The sequence below is a fragment of the Polaromonas sp. genome, from assembly GCF_041689105.1.
GTDB lineage: Bacteria > Pseudomonadota > Gammaproteobacteria > Burkholderiales > Burkholderiaceae_C > Polaromonas.
Window position 1 is genome coordinate 1 of record NZ_JBDNGU010000004.1, and the last position, 18,395, is coordinate 18,395.

The window sequence follows — 18,395 nt, forward strand, 5'->3', positions numbered from 1 at the left end:
AGGCCTTGCGTCTTGACCATTTGCACGACTTGCAGCTTGAAGTCTGTGTCAAATACTCTTCTGGATTTTGGGTTGCTCACGGTTTATGCCATTTCGGTTTTAACAACCTATCGGGCTGTCTGTTTTTATTAGACCACCACATCACTTCGGACTGCGCGCCGAGGCTTCTCAGTCCAGCGCGCGTTTTAAGGTGCTGGTCGCAAAGCGCATGGGCGATTCGAAGTTGGAGGAGCGGCAACGTACATACGCGATCTTCCGGACAACGGGAGTACTTCCCGTAACGGTTGAAGATCTCGCGACTGTATTGTCATTTGAAAAACTTACGACGCGTATCGACCTTCTGCACACGACTATGAAGGTCGCCGCTTCGTTACTCGCGAGTGGTGTGCACGATTCGGACACGCTGGATATTGCCGCGCAGATAGTTGGCGACTTTCGCGACCCACTGTTCTCTACCGTATTTCGAATGAACGAAAGCGGAACTCAGTTGCGAGTTTCGCATCACCTCATGACGTCCCTGGTGTCGGCTGTTGACATTGCCTTCGATGGGCAAGAAAGCGCCACCGGCGGAATCACCGTCCGAGGGCTTGCCTCGCTCATTACTTACAGTGGAAGCGAGGCGGACGAGGAACAATTCCGAAAACTCCTCCTCAACTTCAATTGGCTGCCAGAAGCCATTTTTCTATCTGTGTATCCGCGGGTTCCAAAGATTTCAGAGGTTCTCGGACCGATCAGGCGTGCCGAGGTGCTAACGCGGCCATTGGACGAAAATCTGAAGGTCGAAGTCGCTAGACGGCTAGCCGTCCAGACTGGTAGTGATGGAGGCTACCTAAAGAAACTAGTTACGCCTCCTGGACTCGACCCGGCCGAGGTGATCGTTGATGGCATCCCCATCTGGCGAGGGGAAAAATTGCCTGCAACCACGTTGGAGTGCATTGCTGTCGAGTGCGCCCGCACAGCTCACGAAAACGGGGACGACGTTACAGCCATCGCTATCTGCGCCAATGCTTCTCTGGAGAATCCGCGCCTTGTAACTGGGCTGCCGTTGGCAGACCTGTTCCGAGGCGGAAGTTGGAAGAAAGTGGCCTCGTATGGACCCTCAGTCGAGCTTTGCTGCAGCCTGCATCAGTATCTGTCACTTCAAGACGAACGACAGATCCGTACGTTCAAGCGCTTCGCTATCGAGTCACTTATGCGTGCACACGCCGCAGCGTCCGTCTGTGAGCTCTGTGCAAATCTTGTTCCAGCCACGTCAAATATGGAGCTTCTTACCTATTTTATGACAACTGTTTGCGATCTTCCGACCCTTGAACTACTGCCAGGAGTTGACGGTTCAAGGCAAGCGCTCAAGAGTCGCTCGGAGATTCTGCGGCTCGCTTCGTCAATCAGTACGCGATCCTCTGCACAGCTGATCTCCGAGGCGGATCGCATTGATACTCAGCTTGAGGTAGACATTGCTTTGGACGTCTTGGACGACAGTAAGGTGTACGTTGACGAGGAACCGCTCCTCGTTCAAGGGGCGAAGGAACTTGCGCCCGACTTTGAGCGGTACAAACAGTTGATTGCTACAGGTGTCGGCGAGGCACCCTCGCTGGAGGAGTTGCTCAGAAGCGTGAGGCAGCAGTCCAGTTCAGTCTTCAAAATTCCTCAGAATGAGGCTGAAGATCTTCTCATTCAGATGCTAGACAGTCTCCGCACCAAATTTGTCGATGACCCAGTGAACGGATTGGACACCGTCATAGGCCGGCGCATCCGGCACGGGACAATTTCAGGTGAACTGCGCGGTACGTTGGAACACCTGAACATGATCGGTCAGCGACCACGCACAGGCGCGGACTATGACGCACCGGCACTTGCTATCGAGATCGGCAACGCACTAGAAATCCGCTTGCGGAAGGCGGTCAACAACGCATTTGCCAGATTCTCCCAAGCCATTGATCAACTCGTCGCTCAACTTCGGGATGAGATATTTCAATGTGCGCCCACTAGTAGGCAAAGTCCCGCTTTTGAGCTCGTGTTTAATCCTTTTACTTTGGCTGTGGCGAGAAGCCTAGCGTCTCAATGTTTAAGTGTTGGGCAATTCGCTAGGGAATGTTTTCAGCTGTTCTGGTTTACGCTGTCTCCAACGGTGGAAAGAGAGCGAGCGACCGTGGATGACTTTGTCAAGAAGTCGCTTCGGGACATTTTTTCTAAACTCAATCACGAACTTCGGAACATTGGTGTGATTGATGCAACCGCCTTGGCGAAAGTCCATCAGGCGTCGGAGCGGCTCCAGTACAACGCATCGCTGATTTCAAGTTGGATTAGAGTACCTCGCCTAAACGTGGAGGGCAAAACATACCCGCTGCCGCTGGTCTTCGATGTAGCTCTTGCCTATGTGAAAAGCAGGCGCACCGGATTTGAACCTTCGATTACAGTAGATATAAATGACTCTGTAGAACTAGACTCACACGGCTTTCCACTTGTCCATGACGGTCTTCAGATCGCCTTCGACAACATCGCGGAGCACTCGGGCATACGAGTGGGCAATCCAGTCGATGTTCGAATCACACTCAGCGACAATCGTAAGCTGGTTTTCGATATTCACAGCGACATCGACAAGAACGCATGGACGACAGAACGGTCTAAAAAGTTCGAGCAAATCAGGGACGATATTTCCAAGCGGAACTAAGAGAGTGAGCGTAAAGACCGAGGCGGCTCAGGGCTCACCCGCCTTGCCCGCATAGTTCATCAGGGTGCTGACGCATTGTTCTCCGTTGATGTGGATGAAAAGTTGCGCTTCAAACTTCACTTCGAGCTTGTCTACATTTCTTTGAACGAGTCCGAGGCAACGAGTTGACCGATTTGGGAGCATATGCATGACAGGCTCAATTCTCGTTATTGAAGACAGCGAAACAAAGCTTGCCAGCGTCGTTGCAGCTCTGAAGTCGATGGTGCCGAACTATATGGTCGAAACCGCGAAGTCTGTCAGAAGTGCTGTTGCGGCGCTAGAGAATAAATCATTCAGCTTGATCATCGCTGATATGTCTCTGCCTACGTTTGACGTTGAGAGCAGGGAACGTGGGGGTACACCTAGACCGTTTGGTGGGATTGAAGTCTTCGACTACTTGATGCGGGAAGGGCTCACTACGCCCGTGCTTGTAGTTAGTTCGTATCCAGCTTTGGTGGAGGGATCCAAGTCAACGCCGTTGGAAAAGCTTGCTTCTGATCTAGCGCGGGACTACCCGGAAACTTACAGAGGCTACGTGTACTTCGATTCCGCGTATTCAAACTGGGAGCGACAACTTATGACTCACCTGGAGCGCCTGTCTAATGAAATCCTATAGCCCACTTATTGTTTTAGTCGTGGAAGACGATCCTGGCAAGAAGCAAAGGATGTTCGACTTCTTGCAGGAGCGCAAGGACCTCTTCAAAGATCCAGAAGTCTGCGTTTCAACTGCAGACGCGATCAAAAGAATGCAAGTGCAGCAATACGATCTCCTGATTTTGGATGTCGTTATTCCTGCCAGGTCGGGAGGTACTCCAAACGAGCAACACTCACTCGATCTGCTTGACCAGCTTGATGGAGAGCACGGGGGAGTGAAGAGGCCGCGTTACGTTCTGGCTGTTAGTTCTGTCGTAAATTTGTCGCTAGCCGTGAAAGAATATTTTCGAGGGAGGCCGTGGGGAATAGTGGCCTATGAAAACGAATCAGCACAAGCGCTTCTAGATATCGAAAGTGTGAGCCAATGGATTGCTCGCCAGGCGGAGCAAGCGAACGAACCGAGACGTTGCGACGTGTTCGTGATAGCCGCTTTGGAAGATCCCGAATTTTCAGCAACTGAAAGCGCTTTCGGCAACTTTGGGCCATTGCAGCCGCTTGACTCCAAGCAACTTGTCAGGTTTGCAGAAGTTGATGCGGGTGAGCAGAAAATTTCCATCGCAGCCGCGTTCTGTGCACGTATGGGACCCGTCGAGGCGGCGCTGTTGACGAGCAAGGCTATAGCGCGTCTGCGGCCTCGCCTCGTAGTAATGGTCGGTATATGCGCAGGGCTCTCGGATAAAGTCTCAATGGGTGATGTGGTCGCTGCTGAAGTTAGCTGGAATTGGCAAAGTGGAAAATTTGTTGACCGCCAAGGTGTCGATGGATTTCTTATCTCACCGCATCAGCTAGACATCGATCTTGAGACCCGAAATTGCTTGTTGCAGTTCAAGAGAGACACGCACTTCTGGGCAACGTTCGCCGACTCATCCCGGGAGCTTTCACTCTCGCTTCCAAAACTCGTTTTAGGGCCGATGGCGACTGGGGCATCAGTCCTGGCAAGTGAGCGCATTGCTGATCGCATCCGGGAAGATCAGCACCGGAGCGTAATAGGTTTGGACATGGAGACATACGGTGTTTACGCGGCTGCGCAGTCGGCATCGATATCTGTTCGGGCTGTCTCATTGAAGGCGGTGTGCGATACGGCGGATAAGGAAAAGGACGATAGGCACCAGAAATATGCTGCATTTGTCAGTGCGGCATCGGTCCGACATTTCATTACGCACTATTCGCTTTCGCTTATTTAGGGGCGAATTGCGACTGTGAGAGGGACGGGTAAAAAGACTACGTTGGGGCGCTTGGCTACTCTGAAGTAGCCTAAGAGCGATATCCTCACGTATTCGCTGGGACTGCGCCTTGGCAACTGGGATGGGATGGAAGGCAAAAGCCGGCGAAACCATAGCGCCGATCACCTATTTGCACAGCAGAGGCACTGCGACGATATTTCGGAGGCCTCCGCGCGCAGCGAATGCGCTCATAAATCATCTGAGGCTTTACACTCCTCAAAATTCCATTTGATCGCGCATTGGTGGAAACACGGACTTCACCCGCTTCCGTAGACAGACATCATGGTTTTGGCACCATCTTCTAAAAGGTTAGAGCCTCCTCAAAATCCGGGGGCATTCACCCTACCACCCACATACGCTACAATTAAAGGCTTAGCGGCTGTAGCTCAGTTGGATAGAGTACTTGGCTACGAACCAAGGGGTCGTGGGTTCAATTCCTGCCAGCCGCACCAAACGTCAAGCCCTGGAACCGCGAGGTTCCAGGGCTTTTTCGTTACGATGTCCCGTGCCGGAACACGTTTTTACTCCAGGCTCCCATGAGCAAAGCCTTCACCAAAGAAACCGACGCAGACGACGATGAGGACCTGTCCTTGCCGCCGCTGCCTGCCGGCGGCAAAAACTACATCACGCCCCAGGGTTACGCCCGGCTCAAGTCCGAGTTGCTGGACCTGATCGACAATGAACGTCCCAAGGTCGTTGAGGTCGTGCATTGGGCGGCCAGCAACGGCGACCGGTCGGAAAATGGCGACTACCACTACGGCAAGAAGCGCCTGCGCGAGATCGACAGGCGTATCCGGTTTCTGACCAAGCGGCTTGAGATTGCGGAAATTTCAGACCCCGCCGTGCACCATGGCAGCGACCAGGTGTTTTTTGGGGCCACAGTCACCTACGCTGATGACAGTGGTGCTGAGCAGACGGTCACGATACTGGGCATCGACGAGGCCGATAGCGCGCAGAACCAGGTCAGCTGGATTTCGCCCATAGCGCGGGCCTTGCTCAAGGCGCGGATCGGGGACGAAGTGAAGCTGATCACCCCTGCGGGCGTGCGGGACATCGAGGTGCTGGAGGTGCGCTACCCCGTGCGACCTCCCGACTGATCTGGCCCCGTTTTTGAAGCGGAGGAGGCTATAGCGGCCGTGCGCCGCGAAGGGCCGCCCCGAGCAAGCGCAGCCCCTTCGGGGGGCAGAGAGCTACACGCAGTGAGCGAACGCGGGGGCCATATCAAACCCCGGGCTTGGCGCGCTGGACCCGCAGCACCGAGGGTGTGCGTTTGACGCCGCGCATGACCGATGCCAAGTGCACCCGGTCGCGCACCGCCACGCCGAAACGCAGGTCGGTGGCGTCTTGCGCTGCCTCTTGCACCATGTCTACATGCGTGATGTCAGCCTCGGCGCTAGCCAGCGCCGAGGCGACCCGCGCCAGCACGCCCTTGCCGTTGGTCACCGTCACCAGCAGCCCTGTTTCAAACGCCCGTGCGGGCTCGTCGGACCAGTCGACGGCGATGAAGCGTTCGCTGTCGCGGTGCTGGAGTTTTTTGGCCACCGTGCAATCGTTGGTGTGGACCACCAGGCCTTCGCCACGGCCCAGGTAACCTACGATCTCGTCGCCGGGAATGGGGCGGCAGCAGGTCGCGAATTTCACCGATGCGCCTTCACTGCCGTCGAGCACCAGCGCGCCTTGCGAGATCGATTCTTGGGCGGTGTAGCGCTCGCGGCTCATCAGCAGCGGGTCGGGTTTTTCGCCGATTTCAGCCAGCAGCGTGACGATGCGCTTGGCGACCATGCTGGCAATGCGTTTGCCCAGCCCGATGTCGGTGAGCAGGTCGGCCCGCGAGCGGTTACCGGAAAACCGCAGTATCTTTTCCCAGGTGCCATGATTGGATTCATCGTCGTCGGGCAGACGTTCTATGCCTTCGGCCCGAAGCGATTGCGCCAGCATTTTTTCGCCGAGGTCTTGCGACTCGGTCAACGCCATGGTCTTGAGGTGATGGCGGATTTTTGACCTGGCCTTGCCGGTGCGCACAAAGCCCAGCCAGGCGGGGTTGGGGCTGGACACCGACGCGGTGATGATCTCGATCACGTCGCCGTTGCGCAGCTCCGAGCGCAGTGGTACCTGCTCGCCGTTGACTTTGGCGGCGACAGCGCGGTGCCCGACGTCGCTGTGGATGGCATAGGCAAAATCGACAATCGTTGCACCGCGCGGCATCGCCATGATCTGACTTTTCGGGGTGAACACATAGACGGCGTCGGGAAACAGGTCGATCTTGACGTGGTCCCAGAATTCGGCGGCATCGCGCGTTTCGTGCTGGATGTCCAGCAGGGACTGCAGCCACTGCGTGCCAAGACGCTGCGATGCATCGCCCTCAGGGTCGGTGGCTTTGTAGAGCCAGTGCGCGGCGACTCCCGATTCGGCCACGATGTGCATGGCATCGGTGCGCATCTGGAACTCGATGCTGGTGCCGAAAGGGCCGACCAGCGTCGTATGCAGCGACTGGTAGCCATTGACCTTGGGAATGGCGATGTAGTCCTTGAACTTGCCTGGCAGCGGCTTGTACAGCTGGTGCAGCACGCCAAGCGCGGTGTAGCAGCCAGTGACGCCACCGACGATGATGCGAAAACCGTAGATGTCGGTGACCTGCGCAAAAGACAGGTGTTTTTCGTCCATCTTGCGGTAGATTGAATACAGGGCCTTTTCACGGCCGTAGATGTGCACCTGAATATGCGCGCTGGAAAACGCTGCATCCACCTCGGTCTGCACGCGCTTGATCACGTCGCGGCGGCGGCCGCGGGCCCTTGCCAGCGCCTTGGTCAGCGTCGCGTAGCGCCAGGGGTACAAATGCTGGAAAGCCAGGTCCTGCAACTCGCGGTAAGTGGTGTTCAGACCCAGGCGGTGCGCAATCGGTGCGTAGATGTCCAGGGTCTCGCGTGAAATCCGGCCCCACTTGTCGCGTGGCACATCGCCAAGCGTGCGCATGTTGTGGCTGCGGTCGGCGAGCTTGATCAGGATGACGCGCACATCGCGCGCCATGGCCAGCAGCATTTTCCGGAAGGATTCGGCCTGGTTTTCCTCGCGGGTGTTGAACTCCAGTTTCTCCAGCTTGGTCAGGCCGTCCACCAGCTCGGCCACCGGCGCGCCAAAACGCTCGATCAACTCGGGTTTGGTCACGCCACAATCCTCGATGGCGTCGTGCAGCAGCGCGGCCATCAGGGCCTGTGCGTCGAGTTTCCATTCGGCGCATTGCTGGGCCACGGCAATCGGATGGGTGATGTAAGGCAGTCCGCCGTTGCGGATCTGGCCCAGATGGGCTTCGTCGGCAAAACGGTAGGCGCTGCGCACGCTGTCGACGTCGCTGGCGCTCATGTAATCCAGTTTGGCGGTGAGCGCGGCAAAGCTTGCCGCGGCTGCGTTGGCGGCAGCTGGGGTTGATTTGCTATTGACGGGAGGGGAAACCAGGGCGCTCATGCCTTAAATGTATCGCGACGACGATAAAAACTGCAAAAAGCGGTCTTTTGAGCAACACAGGAAACAAAAAAGGCACCGCAAGCGGTGCCTTTTTTAGAGCCGGGGGGCAGATCAGCCGGGGACTTTTTTCAGCATTTCAAGGCCGATTTTTCCTTCGGCGATCTCGCGCAGGGCAGTCACGCCGGGTTTGTTTTTGCTTTCGATTTTGGGCGCGTGGCCCTGGCTGAGCATGCGGGCGCGGTAGGTTGCCGCCAGAACCAGCTGGAAGCGGTTCGGGATTTTTTCCAGGCAGTCTTCAACAGTAATGCGGGCCATGATGATCTCCGGGTGATGGAACGGTGAAACGGGTAGAGGGGGCAACGGATCAGGAAATGTGCAGGGCCTTGAAGGTCTCGGCGCGGGTGCGCCGCTGTGCTGCAAACTTGAGCCGCTGGGCATGAACAATGGTTTTCAGGTCAAAAACCGCCCGTTCAAATAATTCATTGATTATAACGAAGTCAAATTCCCGGGCCTGCGCCATCTCGATGGCGGCATTTTTGAGACGCAATTCAATCACCTTGGGTGCGTCTTCGCCGCGCCGCTCCAGGCGGGAGCGCAGTTCTTCCCAGCTGGGAGGCAGGATGAAGATCAGCACCGCATTGCTGAAGATACGCTTGATGTTGATGGCGCCCTGAAAGTCGATTTCGAGGATGACATCGGCGCCGTGCGCCACGCGCTCCTCGATGGTTTGGCGCGAAGTGCCGTAACGCTGGCCATGCACATGCGCCCATTCGAGGAAGGAGTCGCGCAGCACCATGCCGTCGAACTCCTCGGCCGAGATGAAGAAATACTCCCGGCCATGTTTTTCCTGTCCGCGCGGTGCTCGCGTGGTGTGCGACACCGCCGGCTGAACCCGCGCATCGAGCTCCATCAGCGCCTTGACCAGGCTGGACTTTCCGGCGCCACTGGGCGCAGCGACAACAAACAGGTTTCCGGGGTAATCCATGGCAACAGGTTCTTGAAAGGGGGTGATTCGGGGAGAGCCGGACTACTCTATGTTTTGAACCTGCTCGCGGATCTGCTCGATCAATACTTTCATGTCTACCGACACATGGGTCAGCTCCAGCGAGCCCGATTTTGAACCCAGGGTATTGGCCTCGCGGTGCAGCTCCTGAATCAGGAAGTCCAGGCGTTTACCCACTTCGCCGCCCGCGGCCAGCAGCCTGTCGATTTCGTCGAGGTGGGAGTTGAGCCGTGTGATTTCCTCGGCCACATCGATACGTATCGCAAACGAGGTGGCCTCCAGCAAGGCCCGGTCCTGCGCCGCTTCCGGCAGGGTGCTGCCGTCGGTCAGGGCCATGGCCTCTTTCCAGCGCTCCATGAAGCGGGCTTTTTGCTGTGAAACCAGTTTGGGAACCATGGGGGTGGCTGATGCGGCCAGCGCGCGCAGCTGGGCGGTGCGCTCCAGCAGCATCTGCGCCAGCCGCGCGCCTTCGCGCTCGCGGGCGGCCAGCAGATCCTTCAGCGCTTTTTTGGCAAGTTTGAGAAGCTCGTCGCTGTAGTCGTGCGCGGTTTTGTCTTCGCCAGCCGCCATGCGCAAAATGTCGGCCACGCTGAGTGCTGCAGCACCGGGAAGCCAGGAGCGCACGGTGTCTTCCATGGACCCCAGGCGCTGCAGGGTGGCACTGGCTGGGGCCTTGAGGCCGCCGCCGGATTGGCTGTCCAGTGAGACACGTATTTCAACCTTGCCGCGCTTGAGCTTGCCGGTCAGCAGCTCGCGCAAGGCGGGTTCGGCCTGCCGCAATTCGTCGGGCAGGCGCAGAGCCAGGTCCAGAAAACGGCTGTTGACCGAGCGTATTTCCACGCCCAGGCGCGCGTTGCTGCCGGTGCCGGCATCGGCCTCCGGGGCTGTGCGAGCAGGGGTAGACTGGGCGGCTGCATAGCCTGTCATGCTGTAAACTGACATTTAGTAATACGCTTTTCGTAAGAGTCAACAGGACTGGGTGACCCCGTCACCTTGCTGCAATCCCGAATTATGTCAAAGGTCAAGCCCGCGCCACTTCCACCCGATACCGTCATTGGTGGCTACCGTGTGGTGCGCAAGCTGTCCGCTGGCGGGTTTGGGGTAGTTTACTTGGCCGTTGACAACGAAGGCCAGCAGGTCGCCATCAAGGAGTATCTGCCGTCCTCGCTGGCCAGCCGCCCGCCCGGTGAATTGCTGCCCCAAGTGCAACCCGAAAAACTGTCCCTCTACCGCCTGGGCCTGAAGAGCTTTTTCGAGGAAGGCCGTTCGCTGGCGCAAATCTCCCATGCCTCCGTGGTGAGCGTGCTCAACTTCTTTCGCGAAAACGAAACTGTTTACATGGTGATGAACTACCTGGAGGGGGGCACCCTGCAGGACTTCATCATCACCGCCCGCGAGCTCAAAAAGCAGAAAGTGTTTCGCGAATCGACGATTCGCTCGCTGTTTGACGAGATCCTGCGCGGACTGCGTATCGTGCACCAGCACAAGATGCTGCACCTGGACATCAAACCTGCCAACATTTTCGTGACGGACGACAACAAGGCTGTGATGATCGACTTCGGCGCCGCGCGCGAGGTGCTGAGCAAGGAGGGCAATTTCATCCGGCCCATGTACACCCCCGGGTTTGCTGCGCCCGAAATGTACCGCCGCGATTCCTCCATGGGACCCTGGACCGATATCTATGCGATTGGCGCCTGCATTTACGCCACCATGCAGGGCTATCCGCCCAATGACGCGCCGCAGCGCCTGGAAAAAGACCGGCTGTCGCTTGCGCTTTCGCGGTTGCGCGGCGTGTACTCCGACAACCTGATCGAGGTGGTGGAGTGGTGCATGTCGCTCGATCCATTGTCCCGGCCCCAATCGGTTTTTGCTCTGCAAAAAGAGCTCAGCCGCGAGGGGGAGCGGCGCTACACCAAACTCACTGTCGGCGAAAAAATGCGCTTGCAGTTCGACAACATGGTGTCGGACACCAAGAAAAGCGCGCGCAAAGCCACCAGCTTTGCGACGAAGTTCAAATGAAATTTTCTGTCTTCCAGGTCAGCCGCAAGGGCGGGCGCGAAAAAAACGAAGACCGCATGGGGTATTGCTACACCCGTGAATCCGGCCTGTTTGTGCTGGCCGACGGCATGGGCGGCCACCCCGAAGGCGAAGTCGCCGCGCAGCTGGCACTGCAGACCATCTCCGCGCTGTACCAGAAGGGAGCCCGCCCACTCGTCAAGGATGCGACCGAGTTCCTGTCCACCGCCCTGATGGCGGCACATCACCAGATCATCCGTTACGCCAGCGAAAAAGGCATGCTCGACACCCCGCGTACCACACTGGTGGCAGCCATCCTGCAGGGTGACGCCGCGACCTGGGCTCACTGTGGCGACTCGCGCTTGTATGTTGTGCGCGACGGTGAGCTGCTAACCCGCACACGCGACCATTCCTACCTTGAGCAGCAAAACGCCGGCGTGATCAAGCTTGAGCGCATCAACCGCAACATCCTGTTCACCTGCCTGGGGTCACCGTCCAAACCGGTGTTTGACATTGCCGGTCCGGTCGTGTTGCAGCAGGGGGACAAGTTGATGCTGTGCTCCGATGGCCTGTGGGGCAGCCTGACCGACAACGAGATCGTGCGCCACATGGCCTCCAACAGCGTGTCTGACGCCGTGCCTGACATGGTCGAACACGCGCTGCGTAACGGCGGCGAGCATGGCGACAACGTCACGGTACTGGCCATGGAGTGGGAAACGCCCGACGCCTTTGAGTCGACACGTGGCGTCTCGACCGACTCCATCATGGACGGTGTGTTTGCCTCCACCATTCAGGCTGGCGTGCTCGACACCGGGGTGGAAGACCTCGACGATGCGGCGATTGAGCGTTCCATTGCCGAGATCAACGAGGCAATACGCCGGTCTGCCGCCAAGAAGGTCTGAGCCGGCCCGACCCACCCGCCTGGTCACCCGGGAGGGCATCATTTCCCGATAATTGCCATTTCATTGCCATTTGTACCCCGGGCGTGCCGCGCCAGAAAGCCTTTTCGTCATGAGTTCATTCGAAAGAAGCAGTGCCCGCGCTGCCGACCAGTTGCGTCCGGTGCGCATTACCCGCGCCTACACCGCCTATGCCGAGGGCTCGGTGCTGATCGAGTTTGGCAACACCAGGGTGCTGTGCACCGCCTCGGTGGAAGAAAAAGTTCCGGGCCACAAAAAAGGCAGCGGCGAAGGCTGGGTCACGGCCGAGTACGGCATGTTGCCGCGTGCCACGCATACCCGCAGCGACCGTGAGGCCGCGCGCGGCAAGCAAAGCGGGCGCACACAGGAAATCCAGCGTCTGATCGGCCGCTCGATGCGCGCGGTGTTTGACCTGAAAAAACTCGGCGAACGCACGATTCACCTTGACTGCGATGTGATCCAGGCCGATGGTGGTACCCGCACAGCCAGCATCACCGGTGCCTTTGTGGCTGCGCAGGACGCCGTCAACAAACTGCTGGCTGACGGCAAACTCAAGGAAACCCCCATCCTCGGCCACGTCGCCGCCATCTCGGTCGGTATTGTTCAGGGCACGCCGCTGCTTGACCTGGAATACATCGAGGACGTAGGCTGCGACACTGACATGAACGTGGTGATGACGGGCGCCGGCCATTATGTCGAGGTGCAGGGCACCGCCGAAGGCGCGGCCTTTTCGCGCAAGGAAATGGATGCGCTGTTGCTACTCGCTGAAAAAGGCATCAGTGAGCTGGTCGCCCTGCAGCAGAAATCGCTCCTGAATTGATAGCTTCTTGCGCCCGTCGTTAAAGGGCTGGAGGCATATTTTGCTTATGAAAATTGTACTTGCGTCCAACAACGTCGGAAAACTCGCTGAACTGCAGGCCATGCTGGAGCCGCTTGGCGTCACCTTGATCAGGCAGGCCGAGCTCGGCATCTCCGAGGCCGAAGAGCCTTTTCGCACCTTTGTTGAAAACGCGCTGGCCAAGGCGCGCCACGCCGCGCAAGCCAGTGGTTTGCCGGCACTGGCCGACGACGCCGGTCTGTGTGTTGACGCTTTCGGCGGACTGCCGGGCGTGGACACGGCTTTTTACGCCACGCAGTTTGGTTATGCCAAAGGCGATGACAACAATGTGCGTGCCCTGCTCGAGCAAATGGCGGGCCTCAGTGAGCGCCGCGCCGCGCTGGTCAGCACGCTGGTGGCGGTTCGCTCTGCCGATGATCCCGAACCCCTGATTGCGGTCGGGCGCGTGGTGGGTGAGATCGCCCGCGAGCTGCGGGGCAGCAATGGTTTCGGCTTTGACCCGGTGATGTTCATCCCGTCCTTTGGCAAGACCTTTGCCGAACTGCCCGTAGAGGTCAAAAACGCCAACAGCCACCGGGGCCAGGCGGCACGCCGGATGATGGAGCTGATGCGCGAGCGCTGGTTGTGAGCGTTTACGTGTTCGTGGTCTTATGACTTTCCCCATCCCTGTTGTCAGTGTGTCACCCGCAGAAGAAACCGGGGCGGGGCTCAAGGACATCCAGCACTACATGCGCGGCGGCACCCTGCGACTGAGCGCGCTCCCATCGCTGTCGCTGTATGTACACCTGCCCTGGTGCCTGAAGAAGTGTCCTTACTGCGACTTCAACTCGCACGAGAGCAAGGGCGCACTGCCCGAGCAGCGTTACCTGGACGCCCTGATGGCCGATCTGGAAGCTTCGCTGCCGCTGGTGTGGGGTCGCACGGTGCACAGCATCTTCATCGGCGGCGGCACACCCAGCTTGTTTTCGCCGCAAGCCATCGACCGGCTGATCGGCGACATTCGCGCGCGCTTGCGGCTGGAGCCTGACTGCGAGATCACGCTGGAGGCCAACCCCGGCACCTTCGAGAAGGACCGCTTCAAGGCTTTCCGCAGCGCTGGTGTCACCCGCCTGTCAGTGGGTGTGCAAAGCTTTGACGATGCGCATTTGCAGGCCCTGGGCCGCGTACACGACCGCGCGCAAGCCATCGCCGCGGTCGAGGAAGCCGCGCAGGCTTTTGACACCTTCAACCTGGACATCATGTACGCCTTGCCCGGCCAGACGCTGGTCAATCTGGAGCAGGACATGCGCCAGGCCCTCGCGTTTGATCCGCCGCACATCTCGATTTACCACCTGACGGTTGAACCCAACACCTTCTTCGCCAAACATCCGCCGACTCTGCCGGAAGATGACGACGCCTATGCCATGCTCGACCGGATCACCGAGCTGACCGCTGCCGCAGGGATGGACCGCTACGAGGTCTCAGCCTATGCCCAGTCCGGTCATCGCTGCGCGCACAACCTCAACTACTGGCAGTTTGGCGACTATCTGGGTTTAGGCGCTGGCGCGCACAGCAAGCTCAGTTTTGCGCACCGCGTGGTGCGTCAGGTGCGTTTTCGCGATCCCGCGCTGTACATGGACAAGGCGCTTGCTGGCACGCCCGTGGCGCAGGACAACGAGGTGGCGCGCGCCGACTTGCCGTTTGAGTTCATGCTCAACGCCCTGCGCCTGCGCGAAGGGTTCAAGCTGCAGGACTTCTCGGAAAAAACTGGCTTGCCCTTGAGTGCCATCGAGGCCGGGCTGGACGAAGCAGAGCGCAAGGGCCTGATCACGCGCAACTTTGCCAGCGTCAAACCGACCGAACGCGGGTTTGATTTCCTGAACGATTTGCAGACGCTGTTTCTGGCGCCTGGACATTAAACCGCTATCGCGTTGTTCAGGGGCCAGAATTTGGCGGCCTGGCGGCCCGAGGTATGGTCATTCGTTGCCAGCGCCTGCAGTGTTGTTTTCTAACAAAATGACGCTGACTGACGGCTTTTTCCTACAAAACGCGTGTGACGGTCGCCTGACATTGGCATCAGATTCAATCACGGCTTCACCCGGATTTACCAGTGCATCGCCAGCAATGAATCAGTGCTCTTCTTTTACATCTCGGCTCAACCTTTAGGACACGTACCATGACAGCATCAACATTTCCTGTAGCCACGCGCAGGCTAGGCCTCATCGCTCTAGCTGTACTCGGAACTGTTTCCAGCCCCTGGGCCATTGCTCAAGACGAGACCACCGGCCCGTACATTGGCGGCAACGTGGGCCGCACCCGTGCCGACTTTGACAACGGGTCCATCAACCGAACTCTGGCCGGTCAGGGCTTGACTGTCCGATCCACGACTGAGGACAACAGCGGCACCGGCTACAAGCTTTTCGGCGGCTACCAGCTCAACCGCAATTTTGCGGTTGAGGGTGGTTATTTTGATTTGGGTCGGTCTAGCTATACGTTCAACACTACCCCAGTGGGCAGCTTCAACGGGGAAACTCGCGTTCGAGGTCTGAACCTGGATCTGGTGGGCATGCTGCCTGTATCCGATCGCTTCTCCGTCTTCGGTCGAATTGGTGCCGCTTATGCGCAAAGCCGAGCCAGCTTCACAAGTACCGGTGCCGTAGCTGCGAACACAACAAACCCCCGCCGCAACGACACCAACCTCAAAGTGGGTCTCGGTATGCAGTACGCCATCACAGAAGCGCTGGCTGTACGGGCCGAACTGGAACGTTACCGCATCAATGATCCCGTCCGGAACCGCGGCCATATCGATATGGCATCGGTGGGACTGGTTTACCGTTTTGGCGCAAAAACTCCGACCCCTGTGGCCTACGTACCGGTTGTAACGCCGCCGCCCGCACCAGTCTATGTGGCGCCAGCGCCTCCGCCCCCGCCTCCGCGTCCCGTCGTCATCGCGCCCGCTCCTGCGCCGCAGCCGGCTTACCAGCCACCAGTTCGTCCGGCCAAGCAGGGCCGCAACTGAAGTAGGGTTTCAAGATAAGCAGTGCTGGCGCGAAGGTGAAAACCTTCGCGCCATACTTTTGCCCAGGTTGAGCGACGCAACGTCATCAATGCGCCCGGGATCTGCGCCACCCATAAGTTGCAACAGGTAGCCAAAGTCCCCTAAACCGCCAAGGCCAAGCAGGTGAAAGGACTTCTCGTACCGCCCCGAAAGCTGGTATCTTGTGAACAGGAACATCATGATACGAACCCCGGCAAAAATAATTCAACGTCGTTTTTTGACAGGTTGCGTGCGCCCCGCTTCCGCACGGCTCGCGCAAGGCGTGCTGCTTGGCCTGGTCGCGGTCGTTGCATTGATGCTGCCAGCCACGGCCGCGCAGAACACGCCCTCCATAATCACGCCAGGTTCTGGCGCAGGCTCCCGGGAAAATGGCAGCGTCCCAATGCCTGCCGAGTTCCCCGCACCCAGCCCAACCCTCAGGCTGGTCAACTTTGGGACGGAAGTGCCTTCCCCGGAATCGCAGAAATTTGCAGACTGGGTGGTGCACTCAGCCGACAACACCAAGTTGCCCTTCATGATTGTCGACAAGGTGAGCGCCCGGGTGTTTGTCTTTGATGCTCACGGGCAGCTTCGGGGTGCCGCTGCTGCGCTATTGGGGATGGCCGTGGGCGATAACGCCGTTCCGGGCATCGGTCAGCACAAGCTGTCAAGCATTCGTCCCGAGGAGCGCATCACGCAAGCCGGTCGTTTCGTGGCTTCGCTAGACCGCGATATCCACGGCGTGGAGGTCCTTTGGGTGGACTACGACAGCGCCCTTTCGCTGCACCGCGTCGCGACGGGGCAGCCCAAGGAGCGGCGGGCAGAGCGCTTGGCCACCCCAAGTCCGCTGGACAACCGGATTTCTTACGGCTGCATCAACGTGCCGGTCAAGTTTTATGAGAACGTGGTGAGCCCGTCTTTTACGCGTACAAACGGCATCGTCTACATACTGCCGGAGACCCGCACCGCCCGCGAAGTTTTCGGCTCGTATGATGTTCAGGATTCTTCGCGCAGGCAAGCCTCCGTCCCGGTCGCTCCGGCAGGGGACTCCTCCGTCAGATAGTCACGCCTTCGAAGGTGGTAGCGGCGTTTTTGCGATCCGACACTGTACATGTCAAGGCGCTGAAGAACACCGAGATGGTGCCCTGCGACTTGAGTATGTGCTGTCGGTGACCATTGTTTTGGCGGAAGCGGTGAGATTCGAACTCACGGATAGTTTCCCATCGCCGGTTTTCAAGACCGGTGCAATCGACCACTCTGCCACGCTTCCAGGCTGGCTATTTTACCTGTAGTCAACGGCACGCCGAATGGAGAGCGTTCACGCGCTTTGCAACATGCCTTTGCTTTCGATAAAAGCCACCACCTCGGCCAGGCCGGTGTTGGTCTTCAGATTGGTCATGACAAAGGGCTTCAGGCCTTTCGCCGTGGTGCGCATGCGGATCGTGTCGGCTTCCATCACAGCCAGGTCTGCGCCCACGTACGGCGCGAGGTCGGTCTTGTTGATGACGAACAAATCGCCTTTGGTGATGCCGGGCCCTCCTTTGCGGGGAATCTTTTCACCGGCGGCGACATCGATCACGTAAATCGTCAGGTCACTCAGTTCGGGGCTGAAGGTGGCGGCCAGGTTGTCGCCGCCGGACTCGACAAACACCACGTCGGCATCGGGAAAGTCCACCAGCATGCGGTCAATGGCTTCAAGGTTGATGGACGCATCTTCGCGGATGGCGGTGTGCGGGCAACCGCCGGTTTCCACACCCATGATGCGTTCGGCCGCCAGTGCGCCGCTGACGGTCAGGATGCGCTGGTCTTCTTTGGTGTAAATGTCGTTGGTGATAGCCACCAGGTCGTACTTGTCCTTCATGGCTTTGCACAGCATTTCGAGCAGCGTGGTTTTGCCGGAGCCGACGGGGCCGCCGATACCCACGCGCAGCGGCGGTAGTTTCTTGGTGCGGTTGGGGATGTGGTGCATGCTCATCAGAAGTGCCTTGCGAGTGTTGTGTGATCTTGTGAGCTTGTTATCCCGGACTTGAGGAGCCTGCCCCGGACTCCAATCCGGGGGGATCCATCGCGTGTTGACCATTCCAATTCGGACGCATGGATTGCCGGTCGAGCCCGCAACGACAGATGCCGGCGCGATATTGTCATGATCTGAACAATCTCGAATATTGTGTTTCGTGTTGAGAGGAAAGAATCGCCAGCATGGGTGAAAACGCCTGGCGCTCATGGTCTTCAAGCGCGATGGCGGTTTCGATGGCGGCCGGAATTTCAGCGGCCAGCCGGGCCAGTATGCGCTGGCCAGAGCTTTGGCCCAGCGGCACCGACTTGAGCGCGGCCTGCATCATGTTTTCGGCCCAGCCAAAGGCGTAGGTGCTCAAACAGTCGGCCACGCCCGCGGCAAGCGGCGAGGCAGCAAGCGCAAAGGTGACGGGGTAGGTGGGCGGCAGTTGCGCGCAGGTGTTGATCTGTGCATCGCTGACGCTGTGGTGGTTGCGCAGCCATTCGAGCAGCGAGCGGCCCATTTGCTCGGTCTGCAGGCGCATCTCGCTGGTTTCG

At 58.5% G+C, this 18,395-nt stretch carries 17 protein-coding genes and 2 tRNA genes; 12 read left to right on the plus strand and 7 right to left on the minus strand.

Features of this window, described 5'->3' with window-relative positions; genetic code table 11:
• The first annotated feature begins 208 nt into the window (after positions 1–208).
• The 5 genes from ACESMT_RS00330 (at position 209) to greB (ending at position 5,684) form a co-directional block, all read left to right on the plus strand.
• Entirely contained in the window at positions 209–2,671 is a 2,463-nt protein-coding gene (locus tag ACESMT_RS00330; protein WP_372824131.1) for a hypothetical protein, read from the plus strand.
• 187 nt (positions 2,672–2,858) lie between these two features.
• Positions 2,859–3,326 (plus strand): response regulator, encoded by a 468-nt coding sequence (locus ACESMT_RS00335; protein WP_372824133.1) that lies wholly within the window; start codon positions 2,859–2,861, stop codon positions 3,324–3,326.
• Positions 3,313–4,548: a hypothetical protein gene (locus tag ACESMT_RS00340; RefSeq protein WP_372824135.1), complete on the plus strand. Its 1,236-nt coding sequence runs from the start codon at positions 3,313–3,315 to the stop codon at positions 4,546–4,548. The genes ACESMT_RS00335 and ACESMT_RS00340 overlap by 14 nt, the downstream gene beginning before the upstream one ends.
• 414 nt (positions 4,549–4,962) lie before the next feature.
• A tRNA-Arg gene (locus tag ACESMT_RS00345) sits at positions 4,963–5,039 on the plus strand.
• Between the two features lie 84 nt (positions 5,040–5,123).
• The gene (gene greB / locus ACESMT_RS00350; protein ID WP_372824137.1) at positions 5,124–5,684 is read left to right on the plus strand and encodes a transcription elongation factor GreB; all 561 of its coding nucleotides are present in this window, start codon (positions 5,124–5,126) and stop codon (positions 5,682–5,684) included.
• Positions 5,685–5,808: 124 nt separating this feature from the next.
• On the opposite strand, the gene ACESMT_RS00355 is transcribed toward greB, so the two are convergent.
• From ACESMT_RS00355 to ACESMT_RS00370, 4 genes are all read right to left on the minus strand, one after another.
• A complete protein-coding gene (locus ACESMT_RS00355; protein WP_372824138.1) occupies positions 5,809–8,049 on the minus strand; it encodes a bifunctional (p)ppGpp synthetase/guanosine-3',5'-bis(diphosphate) 3'-pyrophosphohydrolase in 2,241 nt (746 codons plus the stop codon).
• A gap of 111 nt (positions 8,050–8,160) precedes the next feature.
• A complete protein-coding gene (rpoZ, locus tag ACESMT_RS00360) occupies positions 8,161–8,364 on the minus strand; it encodes a DNA-directed RNA polymerase subunit omega (RefSeq protein WP_077592946.1) in 204 nt (67 codons plus the stop codon).
• Positions 8,365–8,413: 49 nt separating this feature from the next.
• A complete protein-coding gene (gmk, locus tag ACESMT_RS00365; protein WP_372824140.1) occupies positions 8,414–9,034 on the minus strand; it encodes a guanylate kinase in 621 nt (206 codons plus the stop codon).
• 42 nt (positions 9,035–9,076) lie between these two features.
• Positions 9,077–9,994 (minus strand): YicC/YloC family endoribonuclease, encoded by a 918-nt coding sequence (locus ACESMT_RS00370; RefSeq protein WP_372824142.1) that lies wholly within the window; start codon positions 9,992–9,994, stop codon positions 9,077–9,079.
• Between the two features lie 69 nt (positions 9,995–10,063).
• Between ACESMT_RS00370 and ACESMT_RS00375 the strand changes: the two genes are divergently transcribed.
• The 7 genes from ACESMT_RS00375 to ACESMT_RS00405 all read left to right on the plus strand — a co-directional run bounded on the left by ACESMT_RS00375 (position 10,064) and on the right by ACESMT_RS00405 (position 16,905).
• Entirely contained in the window at positions 10,064–11,071 is a 1,008-nt protein-coding gene (locus ACESMT_RS00375) for a serine/threonine protein kinase (RefSeq protein WP_372824144.1), read from the plus strand.
• Entirely contained in the window at positions 11,068–11,970 is a 903-nt protein-coding gene (locus ACESMT_RS00380) for a PP2C family serine/threonine-protein phosphatase (RefSeq protein ID WP_372824146.1), read from the plus strand. Before ACESMT_RS00375 ends, ACESMT_RS00380 begins: the two co-directional genes overlap by 4 nt.
• Positions 11,971–12,079: 109 nt before the next feature.
• A complete protein-coding gene (rph, locus tag ACESMT_RS00385; protein ID WP_372824147.1) occupies positions 12,080–12,808 on the plus strand; it encodes a ribonuclease PH in 729 nt (242 codons plus the stop codon).
• A gap of 46 nt (positions 12,809–12,854) precedes the next feature.
• On the plus strand, positions 12,855–13,454 hold the full coding sequence (gene rdgB / locus ACESMT_RS00390; RefSeq protein ID WP_372824149.1) for an RdgB/HAM1 family non-canonical purine NTP pyrophosphatase: 600 nt from the start codon (positions 12,855–12,857) through the stop codon (positions 13,452–13,454).
• 22 nt (positions 13,455–13,476) lie between these two features.
• Positions 13,477–14,724 (plus strand): radical SAM family heme chaperone HemW, encoded by a 1,248-nt coding sequence (hemW, locus tag ACESMT_RS00395; protein WP_372824151.1) that lies wholly within the window; start codon positions 13,477–13,479, stop codon positions 14,722–14,724.
• Between the two features lie 257 nt (positions 14,725–14,981).
• On the plus strand, positions 14,982–15,824 hold the full coding sequence (locus ACESMT_RS00400) for an outer membrane beta-barrel protein (RefSeq protein WP_372824153.1): 843 nt from the start codon (positions 14,982–14,984) through the stop codon (positions 15,822–15,824).
• A gap of 202 nt (positions 15,825–16,026) precedes the next feature.
• Positions 16,027–16,905, plus strand: coding sequence for a hypothetical protein (locus ACESMT_RS00405; protein WP_372824154.1), 879 nt, complete (start codon positions 16,027–16,029; stop codon positions 16,903–16,905).
• 119 nt (positions 16,906–17,024) lie between these two features.
• On the opposite strand, the gene ACESMT_RS00410 is transcribed toward ACESMT_RS00405, so the two are convergent.
• The 3 genes from ACESMT_RS00410 to ACESMT_RS00420 all read right to left on the minus strand — a co-directional run.
• Positions 17,025–17,112: transfer RNA gene (locus tag ACESMT_RS00410), tRNA-Ser, on the minus strand.
• 48 nt (positions 17,113–17,160) lie between these two features.
• A complete protein-coding gene (ureG, locus tag ACESMT_RS00415; protein ID WP_372824156.1) occupies positions 17,161–17,817 on the minus strand; it encodes an urease accessory protein UreG in 657 nt (218 codons plus the stop codon).
• 166 nt (positions 17,818–17,983) lie between these two features.
• Positions 17,984–18,395, minus strand: a 412-nt coding sequence (locus ACESMT_RS00420; protein ID WP_372824158.1) for an urease accessory protein UreF, incomplete at its 5' end; no start/stop codon positions are given.